The sequence below is a fragment of the Paenibacillus sp. SSG-1 genome (genome assembly GCF_002224835.1).
GTDB classification, from domain to species: domain Bacteria; phylum Bacillota; class Bacilli; order Paenibacillales; family Paenibacillaceae; genus Paenibacillus_AQ; species Paenibacillus_AQ favisporus.
On sequence record NZ_MBRK01000001.1, the window covers coordinates 7,254,279 to 7,272,140 of the forward strand.

The 17,862-nt window shown below is 53.2% G+C and carries 16 protein-coding genes; 12 read left to right on the forward strand and 4 right to left on the reverse strand.

Annotated elements, in window-relative coordinates; all coding sequences use genetic code 11:
- The first annotated feature begins 193 nt into the window (after window positions 1-193).
- From thpR to BCV73_RS35290, 6 genes are all read left to right on the forward strand, one after another.
- Entirely contained in the window at window positions 194-805 is a 612-nt protein-coding gene (gene thpR, locus BCV73_RS33205) for an RNA 2',3'-cyclic phosphodiesterase (protein WP_218828214.1), read from the forward strand.
- A 256-nt stretch (window positions 806-1,061) separates the two neighbouring features.
- Entirely contained in the window at window positions 1,062-1,919 is an 858-nt protein-coding gene (locus tag BCV73_RS33210) for a cell wall hydrolase (protein WP_089549921.1), read from the forward strand.
- A 55-nt stretch (window positions 1,920-1,974) separates the two neighbouring features.
- Window positions 1,975-2,658, forward strand: a complete 684-nt coding sequence (locus tag BCV73_RS33215) for a metal-dependent hydrolase (RefSeq protein ID WP_089549922.1) — start codon at window positions 1,975-1,977, stop codon at window positions 2,656-2,658.
- A 95-nt stretch (window positions 2,659-2,753) separates the two neighbouring features.
- Window positions 2,754-3,239: a ferritin-like domain-containing protein gene (locus BCV73_RS33220; protein WP_076175038.1), complete on the forward strand. Its 486-nt coding sequence runs from the start codon at window positions 2,754-2,756 to the stop codon at window positions 3,237-3,239.
- A gap of 386 nt (window positions 3,240-3,625) precedes the next feature.
- The gene (gene gltB, locus BCV73_RS33225) at window positions 3,626-8,224 is read left to right on the forward strand and encodes a glutamate synthase large subunit (RefSeq protein ID WP_089549923.1); all 4,599 of its coding nucleotides are present in this window, start codon (window positions 3,626-3,628) and stop codon (window positions 8,222-8,224) included.
- Window positions 8,225-8,513: 289 nt separating this feature from the next.
- The gene (locus BCV73_RS35290; protein ID WP_218828215.1) at window positions 8,514-8,717 is read left to right on the forward strand and encodes a hypothetical protein; all 204 of its coding nucleotides are present in this window, start codon (window positions 8,514-8,516) and stop codon (window positions 8,715-8,717) included.
- A gap of 206 nt (window positions 8,718-8,923) precedes the next feature.
- Here BCV73_RS35290 and BCV73_RS33230 read toward each other — a convergent pair whose 3' ends face one another.
- Window positions 8,924-9,292, reverse strand: a complete 369-nt coding sequence (locus BCV73_RS33230) for a helix-turn-helix domain-containing protein (protein ID WP_076175034.1) — start codon at window positions 9,290-9,292, stop codon at window positions 8,924-8,926.
- Window positions 9,293-9,513: 221 nt separating this feature from the next.
- Here BCV73_RS33230 and BCV73_RS33235 point away from each other — a divergent pair, with 221 nt between their 5' ends.
- The 5 genes from BCV73_RS33235 (at window position 9,514) to BCV73_RS33255 (ending at window position 14,019) form a co-directional block, all read left to right on the forward strand.
- Entirely contained in the window at window positions 9,514-9,945 is a 432-nt protein-coding gene (locus tag BCV73_RS33235) for a hypothetical protein (protein ID WP_076175032.1), read from the forward strand.
- A gap of 223 nt (window positions 9,946-10,168) precedes the next feature.
- The gene (locus BCV73_RS33240; RefSeq protein ID WP_076175222.1) at window positions 10,169-10,840 is read left to right on the forward strand and encodes a sugar transferase; all 672 of its coding nucleotides are present in this window, start codon (window positions 10,169-10,171) and stop codon (window positions 10,838-10,840) included.
- Window positions 10,841-10,901: 61 nt separating this feature from the next.
- Window positions 10,902-11,858, forward strand: coding sequence for an LCP family glycopolymer transferase (locus tag BCV73_RS33245; RefSeq protein WP_076175029.1), 957 nt, complete (start codon window positions 10,902-10,904; stop codon window positions 11,856-11,858).
- A 477-nt stretch (window positions 11,859-12,335) separates the two neighbouring features.
- The gene (locus tag BCV73_RS33250; protein WP_076175027.1) at window positions 12,336-13,247 is read left to right on the forward strand and encodes an ABC transporter ATP-binding protein; all 912 of its coding nucleotides are present in this window, start codon (window positions 12,336-12,338) and stop codon (window positions 13,245-13,247) included.
- Window positions 13,240-14,019, forward strand: a complete 780-nt coding sequence (locus BCV73_RS33255; protein WP_076175025.1) for an ABC transporter permease — start codon at window positions 13,240-13,242, stop codon at window positions 14,017-14,019. Before BCV73_RS33250 ends, BCV73_RS33255 begins: the two co-directional genes overlap by 8 nt.
- 106 nt (window positions 14,020-14,125) lie before the next feature.
- On the opposite strand, the gene BCV73_RS33260 is transcribed toward BCV73_RS33255, so the two are convergent.
- Both BCV73_RS33260 and BCV73_RS33265 read right to left on the reverse strand, forming a co-directional pair.
- Window positions 14,126-14,545 (reverse strand): bactofilin family protein, encoded by a 420-nt coding sequence (locus BCV73_RS33260; protein ID WP_089549924.1) that lies wholly within the window; start codon window positions 14,543-14,545, stop codon window positions 14,126-14,128.
- Window positions 14,546-14,693: 148 nt separating this feature from the next.
- A complete protein-coding gene (locus BCV73_RS33265) occupies window positions 14,694-15,689 on the reverse strand; it encodes a M23 family metallopeptidase (RefSeq protein WP_076175021.1) in 996 nt (331 codons plus the stop codon).
- A 198-nt stretch (window positions 15,690-15,887) separates the two neighbouring features.
- On the opposite strand from BCV73_RS33265, the gene cls reads away from it, so the two are divergent.
- Window positions 15,888-17,324, forward strand: coding sequence for a cardiolipin synthase (gene cls, locus BCV73_RS33270; RefSeq protein ID WP_089549925.1), 1,437 nt, complete (start codon window positions 15,888-15,890; stop codon window positions 17,322-17,324).
- Window positions 17,325-17,355: 31 nt separating this feature from the next.
- On the opposite strand, the gene BCV73_RS33275 is transcribed toward cls, so the two are convergent.
- A complete protein-coding gene (locus BCV73_RS33275) occupies window positions 17,356-17,679 on the reverse strand; it encodes a YnfA family protein (RefSeq protein ID WP_076175017.1) in 324 nt (107 codons plus the stop codon).
- Window positions 17,680-17,862: the final 183 nt, after the last annotated feature.

Genomic DNA, 17,862 nt, shown 5'->3' on the forward strand with positions numbered 1-17,862 from the left:
TGAAAGGGAGCAGCGGTCAAGTAAACGCCCTCCTAAGAGTATGCTTTTGCGTAACTCTGCTGCATGACAATGGGCCCGAAAGGTGAAACTATATTAATGAAGGAATTCATGCGAATTATACCTTCGGTACCAATTTTTACAGGATCATTTTATGCGGCGCAAAGGGGAAGAAAGGAGAAGTACTTGCATGGAAATGAAAGAGAAACAAGTTCAAGATAAGCCTTTAAGGCTATTCGTTGCGGTCCGGATACCGGAATCGATCCGATCATTACTGGAAGAATGGAGGCACCGGAACGAGAAGGAGCTCGCTTTTAAAAAATGGACGCACCGGGAGGATTACCATATTACCGTCCAATTTCTGGGAGACGCTGAGGCTGGAAGAGTGCCGGAAATCACGGCTGCCTTAAAAAGGGCTTCCTTGAAAATCAACCCATTTCAACTGGAATTTGGAGCGTTCGGCACCTTCGGGTCAGCGGAGTCTCCCCGGGTGTTATGGGCTGGAGTAATTGACCAATCCGGCGGCCTGGACAAGCTCTATGAAGCGGTCACTTCCGAGATGGGGGAACTGGGGTTCGCAAAAGAGGCGAGACCTTACCGTCCCCATGTCACGATTGCCCGTAAATACGGGGGAAAATCGCCTTTTGCAGGCTCCAATTTACCGTCTTTGGCAGTGGAAAAATCCGGTCCTGAAGGAAAAAATCAGCCTCTGATTTGGGAGGTCGATGAATTTGTACTTTTTTCCACGCATTTGCACGAAAAGCCAATGTATGAGATACTAGAGGCCGTTCAAATGAAAGATTCGTAGATTGGAAATAAATAGCAATAGAAATCGAATATATTTTTCCGCACATGATCGAATATCGAGTTCCCTTTGTTGCCGTATCCTGTGAAGTAAATTTGTGCCGTTCCTAAGCAACATGTGTTGTAAAGACTGTCCTGTTTGTCAGTTATTGTACGATCTCGGATACAGCAATTGACTGAAAATGTTTCCAAAGGTTATTCAAAACCTGTATTTTTGGTTACTTAAAGAGGGAATGTGCCGGAAATATAGGAGGAGAAACATGTACACATTACGTCAAAACCGCTGGATGGCACTGCTGATCGGTGTGCTTCTGGTGTGTTTCTCTGCAATTTGCATGCTGCTGCAAAACGAGCAGATGCATAAAATGCAGTATAACGACAGCACGAATCAACTGGGGGCCGTAACATACAGCAAGAACGATAAAGCAGGCGCAAGCCCGCAGCATTTATCTATACAGGGGGCAAAACACCCGTTAACCGCGGAAAACTCCGTGCAGCTTTTGAATGTAAAATTATTGAAAAAATGGAATGTTAAGCATCATCCCCTTTTTGTCGAAGGGATTTCAGCACAAACACCGGCGCCCGCCAAAAAGGCCCAAGCTGTGCAAGCGAAGCCTAAGGCGAAGAAAGCTGTAGCTGTTGCAGCAAAGCCGAAGCTGGATCCAAAACTGAATCCCCCCACCACGTTATTCTTCAGCCGGACCAAACTGCTCAGTCCTTCCCAGAAGTCGGAAGCGACCAAACAGTACAAGGTAACCGCTGAGGACGTGCTTCTGCTCCGTAGAATCGTGATGGCAGAAGCCGAAGGCGAACCGTACAAAGGCAAAGTGGCTGTGGCCAATGTTGTCTTGAACCGGCTGCGGTCAGCCAATTTTCCCGATACGATTAGAAAAGTCATTTACCAGAGATATCAGTTCAGTCCTGTGGCGAACGGCCGTTTTGACCGTGTGAAGCCGAACGAGGATTCGATTCATGCCGTCAATGAGGCGCTTAACGGACGCAAGGAAGTCTCGGATGATACGTATTATTTTCTGTCGCTGAAGCTGGCCGACGACCTGACGGTTCACCATACGCGGACCTTGGCCAAGACGATCGGCAACCACTCCTTTTACAAATAAATCCCGTAAGTTTAAAATGTTTATGGGTAAAGGATAATGAGGAGGTGGCGTTCATATGAAAATTACGTATTATGGTCATTCCTGTGTGGTGGTGGAGGAAAGCGGCCGGAGCGTGATCATCGATCCGTTTCTCTCGGGCAATCCGGCATCGGGTATTGCGCCTGCGGATATCCGTGTGGATGCGGTGCTGCTCACCCATGGGCACTCCGACCACTTTGGCGATGCGCTGGAGATTGCCAAAGCGAATGATTGTCCGATTGTCGCCGTGTTCGAGCTGGCGGAGTTCTGCCGCAAGAAGGGTGCGAAAACCTTTGCCATGAACATCGGGGGGCAGCAGCAGTTTGACGGATTCAAGGTCAAATATACGCTGGCTTTCCACAGCTCTGCGGTTCAGGACGGCGACGCGCTGATCTATGCCGGAGAACCGGCGGGCATCCTGCTGACCATGGGCGGCAAAACGTTCTTCCATGCGGGAGATACGGCGCTGTTCGGCGACATGCGGCTTATCGGTGAAATGAATCAGATCGTTGCTGCCGCGCTGCCGATTGGCGACGTGCTGACGATGGGACCGGACGATGCGCTGCTGGCGGCCAAATGGCTGCGGGCGGACCGCGTCATTCCGGTGCATTACAACACTTTCCCTGCCATTAACCAGAACAGTACGCTCTTTTGCGACCGTCTTCATCAGGAAGGCATTGAAGGACACGCGCTCAAGCCGGGAGAGAGCATTGAGATCTGACCGCTGATGAAGCGGTGGCTTTGACAAATGGCACCCCCCGCCGTATCCGGGCATACAGTATCGTAACATTAGCCTATCGGAAAGGCGGGGGTTGATTGTTTTACCGAACTAGTGAACATAACGGGTATTTGCCGGCCGGCGAGCTGCAGAAAGCCATACAGGGCGAGTACGAAGCGATCCGTAAGGGACGAAGGCTTCAGGAGCTGGCTCCCCCGGACCACCGGATCTATTTCAGCCGCGTGGTCGAAGAGGAGCGGCAGGGCCGTCTCGCCGAGCTGACCCGTATCTATTATGAGCATACCGGCTGCTACCCGGTCTTCAGCAAGGTTGAAACGCCGAGGGCGTATGTAACCGGACTGAAAACGACCGTCGATGACGCACTCGAAGCCGCGTGGAATTATTCGGACCTGATGCTGACGGCGACGGACCCGAAGGTCCAGAAGCTGATGCTGCGCGCGATGAACAGCGAAATGCGCTGGGTCAGCCGGCTGCAGTTTTTGTACAGCAATTATTTCCACGAAAACGGCGACATGAAGCACAAGGGCACCATTGGCATCGCCGACAAACAGCTTCCCTCTTAAGTTGGGGGAGGCTGTTTTTCTGTATATTGGAAAAAACCTGGTTGAAATGAATAATCATACGCTTTTCAGGTTAATTACAACATGCCGCTTTAATGCTTCAATGCAAAACATTTCTTATCACATTCATAAAAAGTTTAAATTGCGCAGAGGTTTAGTGGGTGTTAAAATAATATAACCAATTCATTTTGAATAATTATCGACGTTTTATAACAAAAAGAAAACCATTCCCCCATGCAACGAGGATTTCCGCCGTTGTCGCATACCCCATTCCCCTAGTGAGCATGAAGTATTATTCTTGTAGCCAATGTCGTCTTCGTACTGGTTTATTTTGATGTATCTGGATTTACTTGCATTTATTTATTCTGAAGATAGAAAGGTTGCTTTCCATGAGACATACGGTACTTCCCCCTAAGCAGGGACTTTATGATCCGCAGTTTGAAAAAGACGCCTGCGGCATGGGCTTCGTCGCTCATATCAAAGGCCGGGCTTCCCATGAGATCGTAGGCCAGGCTCTGACGATGCTCGAGAATATGGAGCACCGCGGCGGACAGGGCAGCGAGCCCAATTCCGGTGACGGCGCCGGGATCATGCTGCAAATTCCTCACCGCTTCTTTGCGGAAGAAGCGGCCCGGATCGGCTTTGAGCTGCCTGAACCGGGGCAATACGGCGTAGGCATGCTGTTCCTTTCCCACGACGAAGCCGTTCGGGAGGCTCATGAGAGCCGGCTCGTCGAAATCATCCGGGAAGAAGGACAGCAGTTCCTGGGCTTCCGCGACGTTCCGACCTATGACGAGATGCTGGGCAAATCCGCGAAGGAAGCCAAGCCGTACGTGCGGCAGATTTTCATCGGACGCAGCATCGATGTGAAGGACGAAATGGACTTCGAGCGCAAGCTGTACATCATCCGCAGACGCGCCGAGCTGGCCATCCGTTATGGCGACGCTCCGCAGGCGGACTCCTTCTATATTTCCAGCCTTTCGTGCCGGAAAATCGTATACAAAGGGATGCTGACCACCAATCAGGTGGGGCAGTTCTATCTGGACCTGAGAAACGAGCTGGTAGAGACAGCGATCGCCCTCGTTCACTCGCGTTTCAGCACGAACACCTTCCCGAGCTGGGAACGGGCGCACCCGTACCGCTTCATGATTCACAACGGGGAGATCAACACGCTCCGCGGCAACGTGAACTGGATGCATGCGCGCCAGTCGCTGTTTAAGAGCGATATTTTTGGCGATGACCTGGAGAAGGTCAAGCCGGTCATCAATCCGGACGGTTCGGATACCGCCATGTTCGATAACACGTTTGAGTTCCTGTACCTGAGTGGACGTTCCCTGCCACACGTCGCCATGATGATGGTGCCAGAGCCTTGGAACAACCATGAAAGCATGGACGAAACGAAAAAAGCGTTCTACGAATACCACAGCACGCTGATGGAACCGTGGGACGGACCAGCGGCTATGGCGTTCACCGACGGCGTGCAGATCGGCGCCATCCTTGACCGGAACGGACTCCGTCCGTCCCGTTATTACGTGACGAAGGACGACCTGATTATTCTTTCTTCGGAAGCCGGCGTGCTCGACATTCCAGCTGAGGATGTCCTGTACAAGGACCGTCTCCGTCCGGGCAGAATGCTGCTCGTAGATACGAAGGAAGGACGGATCATCTCCGACGAGGAAGTGAAAGCCCAGATCGCTGCCGAGCAGCCGTACCGCGAGTGGCTCGACGAGCATCTGGTCAATCTGGATGAGCTTCCGGACGCGCCGGAACTGCCGAATCCGAAGCATGACAACGTGCAGCAGCTGCAGCTCTCCTTCGGCTATACGTTCGAAGATCTGCGCAAAGTGCTGGAACCGATGGCTTCGACCGGCCAGGAAGCGGTAGCCTCGATGGGCTACGACGCGCCGCTGGCGGTGCTGTCCGACAAGCCGCAGCGCCTGTACAACTACTTTAAGCAAATGTTCGCGCAGGTGACCAACCCGCCGATCGACGCGATCCGCGAAGAGATTATCACCGCGACCGGAACGACGATCGGACCGGAGCGCAACCTGCTGCATCCGGAGCCTGAGAGCTGCCGCCAGATCCGTCTGGACACGCCGGTTCTCTCGAATGAGGACTTCGCGAAGATCCGCCACGTGCACCGTCCCGGCTTCAAGTCGATGACGATTCCGATCTTCTTCCCGGCTGAGGAGGGGGCGGAAGGCCTGCGTAAGGCGCTTGACGGATTGTGCGAAGCGGCCGACCGCGTAATCAAGAAAGGCCACAACATCCTGATCCTGTCCGACCGCGGCGTGGACAAAGAAAATGCGGCGATTCCGGCGCTTCTTGCCGTATCCTGCCTGCATCATCATTTGATCCGCCAAGGAACGCGGACGAAAGTCAGCATTTTGCTCGAATCCGGCGAACCTCGTGAAGTGCATCATTACGCGCTGCTGCTCGGTTACGGCGTGAGTGCCGTCAACCCTTACCTGGCGTTCGAAACGCTGGACGACATGATCCAGCAGGGGCTGCTGCGCGGCGTGACGCACGAGAAAGCCGTTAAAAACTATATCAAAGCCGCGACGAAGAGCGTGGTGAAAATTTTGTCCAAAATGGGCATCTCGACAATCCAGTCCTACCGCGGCGCGCAAATCTTTGAAGCCGTCGGCCTGAAAGAGGATTTTGTCGAGAAGTACTTTACCCGTACGCCGTCCCGCATCGGCGGCATCGGCCTGGAAGAAGTGGCGGCCGAAGCGCTGGCCCACCACAACCGCGCCTTTACCGACAAGGACGGAAGCGACAAGGTGCTCGATTCCGGCGGTGACTACCAATGGCGCAAAGACGGGGAGGAGCATCTGTTCAACCCGCAGACGATCCACCTGCTTCAGCAGGCCGTACGCACCGGCGATTACCAGGTGTACAAAAAGTACGCGAAGCTGGTTCAGGGTGAAAACGAGAAGCATCTGACGATCCGCTCGCTGCTGAAGCTGAAACCGGTAGGAGCTCCGGTTCCGATTGAGGAAGTCGAGCCGATCGAGTCCATTATGAGACGCTTCAAGACCGGTGCCATGTCCTTCGGCTCCATCAGTAAGGAAGCGCATGAAAGCCTCGCAATTGCAATGAACCGCATCGGCGGCAAGAGCAACACCGGTGAGGGCGGCGAAGATCCGGCGCGCTATATTCCGGATGCAAACGGCGATTCCCGCCGCAGCGCAATCAAGCAGGTGGCGTCCGGCCGGTTCGGCGTGACGTCGAACTACCTGGTGAACGCGGACGAAATTCAAATCAAGATGGCGCAGGGAGCGAAGCCGGGTGAAGGCGGACAGCTTCCGGGCCGTAAAGTATATCCTTGGGTTGCCGAAGTGCGCGGTTCTACGCCGGGCGTGGGCTTGATTTCTCCGCCGCCGCATCATGACATTTACTCGATCGAAGATTTGGCGGAGCTGATTTATGATCTGAAGAACTCCAATCCGCGCGCGAACATCAACGTGAAGCTCGTGTCCGAGGTTGGCGTCGGAACGATCGCGGCCGGGGTGGCCAAAGGCCGTGCCGACATTATCCTCGTCAGCGGATATGACGGTGGTACCGGCGCATCGCCGCAGGGCTCCATCCGCCATGCGGGTCTTCCTTGGGAGCTTGGGGTTGCGGAAACGCACCAGACGCTCATCCTGAATAACCTGCGCGACCGCGTCGTCCTGGAAACGGACGGCAAAATGCTGAACGGACGCGATCTGGCCGTCGCAGCGCTGCTGGGTGCCGAAGAGTATGGCTTCTCTACGGCTCCGCTCGTGGCACTTGGCTGTATCATGATGCGCGTCTGCCAGATGGACACCTGTCCGGTGGGGGTAGCTACCCAGAATCCGGAACTGCGCAAGAACTTCATGGGCGATCCGGCGCATGTCGTTAACTTCATGAGATTCGTGGCTGAAGATATGCGTGAAATTATGGCGGAGCTCGGCTTCCGTACGATCCAAGAGATGATCGGACGCACGGACTGCCTGGATGCCGAAGAGGCGAACGGACATTGGAAGAAGCAAGGCATCGATCTGTCCGTTCTGCTGCACACACCGGAGCTTCCGGAAGGAAGCACGCGCTACCGCACGAAGACCCAGAACCACGGTCTCGAAGAGACGCTGGATATGCGCGAGCTGTTGAAGCTGGCAGCACCGGCGCTGGAAGATGGAACGCCGGTTACCGGCGAGCTTTCGATCACGAACGTAGACCGCGCCGTCGGCACGATTCTCGGCAGCGAAGTCACGCGGAAGTACGGGGCAGCCGGCCTGCCGGAAGATACGATTTCGCTGACCTTTACAGGAACGGCCGGCCAGAGCTTGGGCGCCTTCGTTCCGAAGGGCATCACACTGACCGTGGTTGGCGACGCGAATGACTACACCGGCAAAGGGTTGTCCGGCGGGAAGCTGATCGTGAAGCCGTCGCCGAAATCGACGTTCAAGGCCGAAGAGAACATCATTATCGGCAACACGGCTTTCTATGGCGCGACAAGCGGCGAGGCGTACATCCGCGGCATCGCCGGCGAACGCTTTGCGGTCCGCAACTCCGGCGTGAATGTCGTCGTTGAAGGCGTTGGCGATCACGGATGCGAATATATGACAGGCGGCCGCGTCGTCATCCTTGGGGAGACGGGACGTAACTTTGGCGCCGGTATGTCGGGCGGCATTGCCTACGTCTATGATCCGCAGGGTTCGTTTATCGACCGCTGCAACCTGGAGATGATTCTTCTGGAGCGCGTTGAAGATGCAGAGGAAGCCCAGGAACTGAAGAGCATGATCGAGAAGCATGTCAACTACACGGAGAGTGCTGTCGGCGAGCGTGTGCTGGAAGACTGGGAGAACAGCCTCGGCCAGTTTGTCCGCGTCATTCCGAAGGATTACAAACGGATGACACAGCAAATCCGCAAGGTTCAGGAGAATGGACTGAGCGGCGAAGCTGCCCTGCTGGCCGCCTTCGAAGCCAACATGCGCGAGCTCGCGAGAGCGGGAAACAACTAATTCTTCCAAACCGGATGTTATAAAGAAAGAATTCCTATCAACAAGGTTGAAATTTTCATATTTGCGCAATAATTGCTGGAAAGGGCATACGAAATGTTTTCAATTGGAGACATAAATCGTATGCCCATTTTTTTCGACAAAAATAGAACCTGCTTCAAAAAGCAATTGTCCCATTAGACGACAACATCCAGAAGAGGCTTGGGATATAATAAAAAAGACCTAGTCACTTGGCTGATTCTTGACATTCATACTTGGAACAGACGTTGTATTTGTCAACAAAAGAGTAGCCGTGGAAATCATTTTGGATAATATGTTGAGTGGAGCGAGGGTATCTTCGATGAGAGATGAGAGAAAGTTCGGTGCCGAGGCCCGGTCCAACCAAGAACTTCCGGAGCAAACCCAATTAGACATCATGAAAGTGTTGGAGCAATGCGGGATTCATCCTGATAACTGGAAGCGCTTTGTTCAAAAGATGGAGAAGGGGACGGATTAGCGGAAATTTCGCAGATCGTGTCCGGGGGGTTCACATAAAACGACAAGGAGGGACAGAAAACGTTTTATCATTCCGATTTTAGACAGGGAGGACACCCTGCAGCAGTTGTCTTCCATATACTCCAAAAGGGGACCCCGTCGAATTACGGTAACCGAACCTATAAAAACCTCAGCCCTCCTAAGTTCAAGGAAAGCTGAGGTTTTTCATTATTTCATGGACCGTTCCATCCGTACAAAAGCGATAAAACGTTTGGCTTCTTCCTCAGACAAGCGGCGGCCGTCAATCGTCAAATTGAACTTTTCCAGCAAGTCCTCGTCCGAAAGCTCCAGTTGATCGACAAAATCCCGGACCTCCGGATCCATGACAATCTTCGGCTGGTTCGTACGGCCGATCAGATAATCGATGGAAACGTCAAATTTGTCAGCCAGTTTGGTCAGAATCTCAAAATCAGGTTTACGGCGGTTCTTTTCATAGTGGGATAGTGCGGCTCGCGTAATGCCTATGGATTGGGCCAATTCCTCCTGGGTCCAGCCGCGTTGGTCCCGCAATTCTGCGATGCGATTACCATGATTCATGAATTAACCTCCTCCGAATACCTGAAAAAATACATAAAATTAGAAACAAATTGTCGCAAAAATAGATTCATATAGGAAATAAGTATTGACTAGTTACAAAATGTATCGTAAAGTGAAAATTGGAAATGATACCATTTGTATCAATTGTTGAGACGAATCGTATCCTTTAGCCAGTATAAGGCGTTATCCCGATTTTCATACCATGAGGCAGGAATAATCCGATGAATATGTTAACAGCACATGGCATACATCTTCAAACGTATATGTATATCCATCAGGTCGGGAACCAGACGGTTTTTCTGCATCGGACCCGTCCTGTCATCTTATGGGAATACGAGCCAAGCCGAATGGTAATCATCAGCGACTTGGATCTCCCCGTTGTGCCCGAGCTCAGGCTGGGGTTCATAATCCACGTTCCAAATGCCCCTGCCCGTCAGGTGTACGGCACCGTGGCTTGGAAAGAAAGCAGCATCTCCTTTAAGGCCCACCAATACGGCATTCGTATTGAATCCCCGCAGCAGGAGCCGGAGCGCATGACAAAACACCACAACCGCCCGCAACGAGGCGGCCGAGCGGCCTCCACACCGTATGAAAGTCCCTGTGACCACGATTCTTTCCCCGGCCCAGGACACCATTTTGATATCAAAGCATAAAAATCTTACGTTTTTTCGTAATGGGATACAGACATTTTACACTATTTATCAAAGGGCTGCATAGTGCTTTGCTTTAAAAAGGCTGAAGTATAAGCCTGTCATATGATCGTCCGGTTGGACTTATATTGAGAGCGGGGGATGGATCAGTCATGGGACGTACGTTGACCTTGGATTTCCTGATGCAGATGCTTCAAAGGGACGAGGATGTTCAATTATGAGCAGCATGAATCCGCTGAACAAAACGGTGGACGTCGGCAAGCCCCTTCCGATCACTCCCCGGAAAGACAGGATGTTGTACCTTTGGGCCAAGCGAACCCTGGATATTAGCTTATCGCTGATAGGGCTGATTTTTTTATGTCCGGTATTCCTAGCTGTTGCCTTGCTTATCAAGCTGGAGGATCCAAAAGGCTCGGTGTTTTTCTCCCAGGTCCGCGTCGGACGTGGAGGGGCACCATTTAAGATGTACAAATTCCGGTCGATGGTCAGCGGAGCCGAGCTGATGCTCGGCAATTTGATCCAGCAAAGCGATGTGACCGGCGCGATGTTCAAAATGAAAAACGATCCGCGGGTCACCCGGGTCGGCCGGTTCATCCGCAAAACGAGCATTGATGAGCTGCCCCAGCTTATGAATGTGCTGAAAGGGAATATGAGCCTGGTCGGGCCAAGACCGCCTTTGCCGCGGGAGGTAAGCGACTATACTTCTTACGATATGCAGAGGCTGCTCGTTGTCCCGGGGTGCACAGGTTTGTGGCAGGTCAGCGGAAGGAACCATGTGGGATTTCAGGAAATGGTCGAGCTGGACCTCAAATACATAAACGAACAGTCGATATGGATGGATATGATCATCATTTGTAAAACGGTCAAAGTGCTGTTCGGCGCGGATAATGCGTACTAATCGCTGCGTGTCCAAGTGCGCAGGACGCAGCTGTGTCCATTAGGAAGGTGGCAGAGGCATCATGAAAAAATGGGTCGTTTCGACCATCGCCGTCGTATCGGTGCTGGTGGTCGGTGTCGCGGGATACGGATTGTATATTTACAATTCGGTCAAAGCGACGGCTAACGAAATATATGAAAAGCGGGAACCGTCGGTTGTACCGGTAACCGTCAGCTCGGATGGCAAGACAGGCGGCCAGGCGGATACGTCCAAGAGTGCCGAAAACCCGCCGGCGGTTCATCTGAATGAAAGGGAGCCGTTTACCGTTCTGGTCATGGGTGTGGATCAGCGCGAGGACGACCCGGGCCGCTCCGACTCGATGATCCTGCTGACGGTAAATCCGGCCAAGCAGAGTATCCTGATGTTCAACATCCCGCGTGACACGAGAACCGAAATCGTCGGCCACGGGACGACGGACAAGATCAACCATGCTTACGCCTTTGGCGGCGTAAACATGTCGGTCGCGACGGTAGAGCACTTCCTCGGTTATCCGGTCAACTATTACATCAAGGTCAATATGGAGGGCTTCGCCAAAATCATTGATTTGCTCGGCGGGGTGGAAGTGAATAATCCGTTTGCCTTTCAATATGAAGGATACGATTTCAAACAGGGCGACTTGAAGCTGGACGGCTCTGAGGCGCTGGCCTTCTCTCGGATGCGGTATGACGATCCGCGTGGAGATTTGGGGCGTAATGCACGGCAGCGGGAAATTTTGGAGCAGGTGATCAATAATGCGCTCAAAATATCGAATGTCGTAAAAATCGAATCCCTACTGAACCAGGTAGGCGACAGTGTCAGGACGGACATCACTTTCGACAATATGAAGACCTTCGTGACCGATTACCGGTCCGACCTGAAGACCATCGAGCAGGTAGAGATCAAGGGCCAGGGCAAGAAGATCAACGGAATTTGGTATTACATGGTCAGCGATGAGGAGCGGCAGCGCATCCATAATGTCATTAAAGAGCATTTACAATAAGAGGCAGGCGTGGCTTGATGTCACGCTTGCTTTTTCATTTCCGGCGTCTTTTGCAGCATCTCTGAACCCGGATTGATTCATAAGCCCCACGTTGTGGGGTTATTTTTCGACGAAAACCGTCAGTTTCCTTGACAAAGGATGCAGATTCATGTAGATTTCTTGGTGTGCATGTTACAGAATGTATCTATAATAAGTCGTTGGTCATAATTTTAAGCGCAAAGACACACTTCATGGAAGGGAAGTCGATTCTCTTGAACAGTCAGCTATCCGTATTCTGCTTGCGATGTGAGCAGGTCATCCCTATGTCGGACACGGCACTTGTGTTCCGGACGGGATTTTACCGCACAGTGATTCCCCTGGGCTGCTGTACCCTATGTTATTCGCAGACACAATCAGAGGCAGATTTCCCATATGATGGGCATCTGCAAGGCGAATATGCTACAATGGGGCCAGACTTGGGCAGAAGGGGTGATAGAAATGCAGCAGGAACCGGTGGTTCGGCTGGAAGGTGTCACGAAGAAAGTCTCATCCAAAACATTGGTTGAGGATGTTACGCTGGACATCCCTCCCGGGCAGGTCTTTGGTTTTCTCGGTCCGAACGGGGCCGGAAAAACGACGACTATCCGCATGATGGTCGGGCTGACCAAGATCACCAAGGGAGATATTAAAATTTGCGGTTACAGCATCAAGGATCATTTTGAGCAGGCCATCGTCCACGTGGGGGCGATCGTGGAAAACCCGGAAATGTATAAGTTTTTGACGGGGTATGAAAACCTCCGGCACTTTGCCCGGATGATGTCAGGGATTACCGAGGAGCGCATTCGGGAAGTGGTTCAGCTCGTAGGGCTGAGCAACCGGATTCAGGATCCGGTGCGGACGTATTCACTGGGCATGCGGCAGCGCCTGGGCGTAGCTCAGGCGATTTTGCACCGTCCGAAGCTGCTGATCCTGGACGAGCCCACCAACGGGCTGGACCCGCAGGGAATCCGCGAACTGAGGGACTACCTGCGCCGGCTGTGCAGGGAAGAGGGGACGACGGTATTCGTCTCCAGCCATCTGCTGTCCGAGATGGAGCTGATGTGCGACGCCGTGGCGATCATCCAGAACGGACGGTTGATTGATGTACGCACACTGGCCGGTGTTGAGGGAGCGCAGGAGACGACCGTGGAAACGGCATTTGCGCTGGACCGTCCGGAGCAGGCGCAGGAGCTGCTTGGGGGAGGTACGGTACGCGATGGACTGCTGATCGTCCGGCTCGACCGAAATGGCATTGCCGACACGAATGCCCGGCTCGTCCAGAGCGGATTCAAGGTGTACGGGATTCAGAAGGTAACCCGGTCGCTGGAGGACCAATTCTTGGAAATGACGGGAAGTGATCAGATTGGGTAGCTTTATCCATCTCGTGCAGAACGAGAATATGAAGATATACCGGAGAGCCCGGACGTGGATCATGCTGTCGATCCTGGCCATCGTCAACATTCTGATGCCGCTCCTGTTTCATTTGGCGGATGGCGGGGGCAATATCAGCTTATGGGAAAGCGTGCTTCAGACCGGGGCGTTTACGTTTTTTCTGTGCACCATATTTTCGGTTGTGGTCGCGTCGGACTCCGTTGCAGGTGAATTCTCCTGGGGGACCATCAAGCTGCTGCTGATCCGCCCATGGAGCCGATCGAAGATTCTGCTCTCCAAATATATTGCCGTTGTGTTGTTCAGCCTGCTGTGCACGGTTCTGCTGATGGCCGTGTCATACGGAGTCTCCGCGATCTTCTTCTCGGGAGGAGCGGGCGGGTCCCTTATGGGCGAGCGCATCGGGCCGCGTCATTACTTTCTGATTATGCTTTGCGATTATGTAGACCTATTCATGACCGTGGCGCTGGCCTTCATGCTCTCGGCCGTGTTCCGGGCAAGCGGGCTCGCCATCGGGCTGTCCCTGTTCATCATGTTCGCGAAGGGCATCTTTAATATGCTGTTCAATCCTGAGCGCTACAGCTGGGCGAAGTTTTTGCCGTTTATGCACATGGATCTGTCGCAGTATCTGGCCTCTTCGGTGGGACCTGGGGGTGTGACGCTTGGGTTCTCGATTCTGATTCTGGCCATCTACTACGTCTTGTTTCTGGTCATCGCCTGGACCGTGTTCGGCAAACGGGACGTCGCGGCCTGACCTGTCACGATTTTAAAAGCCAAAAAACGCAGTGCATGTGGACGTGATCCGTTCACTTGCGACTGCGTTTTTTGCAAAGATAAGAAAGCAGAAGCTTCGGGCCGCATCAGCCGGCTTCCGATTCCAAATACCGCGGGGTGGAGGCGGTCTCCTGCGCCATTTCCTCCGGGGCGTCCTTCAGCTCCATTTTGCTGGATCCGTGGAGGATGCCGCCCTCGGTAATGACCAGCGACGTTGCCCCCAGCACGTCCCCGAACATCTGCCCGGTCGCCGTGATGGTCAGCCGGCCGAGCGTTGTCACATCGCCGTACACTTTTCCGGCAATGATGACCTCTTTGGCATGAATGTGTGATCTGGCCACCGCATGCTCCCCGACAATGACGCTGCCTTTGCTCTCAATAACACCGTTAAATTTGCCTTCGATGCGCAGGTTGGCCTCACAGGCCAGCGTCCCTTCGATTTCTGTCCCTTTGCCGATCAAAGTGTCCGTTGCGCTCTGGTGCCGGCTCGCTTTGGATCTGCTCATGTTTGAAATCCCTCCTTTTTAAGATTATAGAATTTATAAAATTCAGCGAAGCTGAACCATTCTATAATCGCAAGAAAAACTTCAGCTAAACGCGGTCTGTCTTCTTTGAAGGTACGTCGATAGACGTTTTTCTTACGATCAAACCCTACTACTGAATATAAGGCAGCGGGTTAACAGGCTTATCCTTCTTCACGACCTGAAAATGAAGATGGGGGCCAGTGCTTCGCCCGGTCGAGCCGAGCTCGGCGATCTGTTCGCCTTTGTCGACGGTTTGGCCGACATGGGCCTGGATTTTGCTGAGGTGCATATACCAGGTTTGCAGGCCGTTCGGATGCTCAATGACGATATACCGTCCCCGCGCACCGCCGCTGTTCTCAGCCGTCACGATCGTACCCGCTCCCGCCGCATATACGGGGCTTCCGTTATCCCCGGCAATATCGATCCCCGCATGGAAGGACGCTCTTCCGGTAAAAGGGTCCGTCCGGTAGCCGAAGCTTGAGGTCGTCACCCGGGACTCGGTCGGCCACAGGTCGGGCTGCCCGGAGATCCGATCCTGCGTTTCCTCGGCTTTTTTCAAGGTCGAAGGGATTTGGTTCTCCATGGACCGCAGCAGTGTCTGCATCTCCTGAAAGTCATCTTTCGTCTCCTGGGCCAGGTCCAGCATATCGTTCTCATGCACAGCGATATATTCGCCACCGACATGCTGCGAGGCATCCCAGGACAGGGAAGACGCTTTGGCCCCGGAAGCAGGCTCGGCCATACTGGTGGTCCCGTGCTTGTCAATGAACTGCTGCAGCTGGTTCTCCAGTTCATCCACGCGGTCCATCCTCTGCTTCATATCTTTGGCTTGGCTCGACAGGTTGACGATTTCGTTCTGCAGGCGCTCGATGGACTGCTCCCGGCTGTTCACCGTCCGCTGCATCTGGACGTTCTTCAGGCTTTCGGCGGTGACCTTTTGCTCCAGCTGGGAGATCACCTGGGACGAGTGGGCCTGCAGCGCAAGAACGAGTCCGGACAGCGACAGAACGGCCACGGCGGGGACGGCCATCATCAAGGGCTTGGAGAGATGCAGCTGTTTGACGGAATGCTGGGCGTCCCGCATGACCAGGAGCGTCACCCGCCCATTGCCTTTGGCATTTTTCATGGCGGCTCCTTTCCTCGGCTTAATTGTACTTGTCTTATCTTCTATGTATTCTCTGATCTCTTAAAACATGTCAAAAATGTGATCTTTGCCGCCGCTGCGTCTGCATGAGGCCGATCCGGGTAAATACTGAATAAAGCAGGTTGAAAGTGGTCAATCCTGAACATACAGATTGCTTTTGACCCGCAAGGAGGCTGACGTATGCTGTGGCTGCTTATCGCACTACTCGTTTTTATTTTTCAAACGGCAACGATTCTGCTTCTGGAATTCCGCAATCCTTACAAGACGGTCGCCTGGCTGTTTATATTGTTTTGCTGCCCGTTGATCGGCTTTGTGGTCTATTATTTTGTGGCCCAGGACTATAAAGCGAGGAAGATGGTCCGTACGCAGGGTTCGCGCCTGTTTCAAGAGATCCGTCCCTTGATATGGAGTCAGGCGTCCTTGGTAAAGCGTGCCGGGGATATGCACAGCAAGGATTTTCAGCATCAGGAGCGCTTGTTTAATTTGCTGTCCCATCTGTCCGAGAGCCCGATTACCGGCTGCAACAAGAGCAGGGTGCTGACCGACGGGGAGGAAACCTTTGGCGCGATGCTCGCCGCCATGGACAAAGCAGAAGATCACTTACATATTCAATTTTATATTTTCCGGGACGACGATATCGGGAACCGGTTCAAGGACATCATGGTCCGGAAGGCGAAAGCCGGGGTCAAGGTGAGGCTGCTCTGCGACGGATTTGGAAGCTACAGGCTTGGCCGCAGGCACGGGTTCATCCAGGAACTGAAGGAAGCGGGCGTGGAGTTCCACTTCTTCCTGCCGCCGCTTCTGGCCATGATCGACCGCAGGATCAACTACCGCAACCACCGCAAAATTATTGTCGTCGATGGAACCAAAGGCTTTGTCGGCGGGCTGAATGTCGGCGATGACTATTTGGGGAAATATCAGAAAATGGGGTATTGGCGCGACACGCACCTGGAGATCGAGGGAGATGCCGTTTATTTTTTGCAAAATGTGTTTTTGAGCGACTGGAAGCTCGCTTCAGGCGAGCGGCTGTCGGACCCTGCGCTGTTTCCCAAGCATCAATGCGAAGCCGATGAACAGGTTCAAATCGTCAGCAGCGGACCCGATCAGGATTGGAATGCCATCCAGGAGATGTGCTTTGGCGCGATTACGGTCGCGAAAAAAAGGATTTGGATCACCTCGCCCTACTTTATTCCCGATCAGGGCATCTATGAAGGACTCAAAACCGCTGCGGTCAGCGGAGTGGACGTGCGGATCATCATTCCGTTGAAAGCCGATTCCAGACTGGTGCACCTGGCTTCGCTCTCTTATGTTGAAGACCTCCTGCTGGCCGGAGTGAAGTTCTATGAATATCAGAAAGGCTTTATTCATGCCAAGGTCATGATCGTCGACGATCTGATGGCCTCGGTAGGTACCGCTAATATGGACATGAGGAGCTTTTTCTGCAATTTCGAGCTGACGGCAGCGCTGTTCGAGCAGTCCTCGATCGACCGGCTGGTGAAAGATTTCAAGGAAGATATGAGCCAGAGTCATCAAATCGTAACCGAGGAGTTTCAGGCCCGGCCGTTTCTGCATAAGCTGGCGGAAGTGCTGTGCCGGATGCTGTCCCCGCTGTTATGACTGCGTGGCCCGGAATCTGCTGCTGCCAAGCCTAGTGCCGTGGAGCCCAAAGAATGACGGATACGCCGGCCATGCACAGAGCCGCTCCGATCCAGTCGTAGACGTCGGGCGTGTTTTTGTCGATCCACCAGCCCCACAGCAGGGCAAGGACGATAAAAATGCCCCCGTATGCGGCATAAACCCGGCCGAAGGAAGGATAATTCTGCAGGGTGGGAATGATCCCGTACAGGATCAGGAGCAGGCTGCCCGCCGCGCCGAACCACCAGGGCTTCGCGTCCTTGATCCACAGCCATACCAGGTAACCGCCGCCGATCTCGGCCAGCCCGGCCGCTATAAATAATAATAAGGATTTCATGACAGAAAAACTCCCATCCTGATAATATACAGCTAAAAACTATGATATAATAAAGTAAGGGAATAATCACGGAAGTCCAGATTTCTTAGGCTGTACACGATGCTACCCGGGCGTTTCATGTCCCTTTATGCTACAACAATCTATAGAATCGGGGGGATTCGATGGCTGTACCTTCAAACCCGC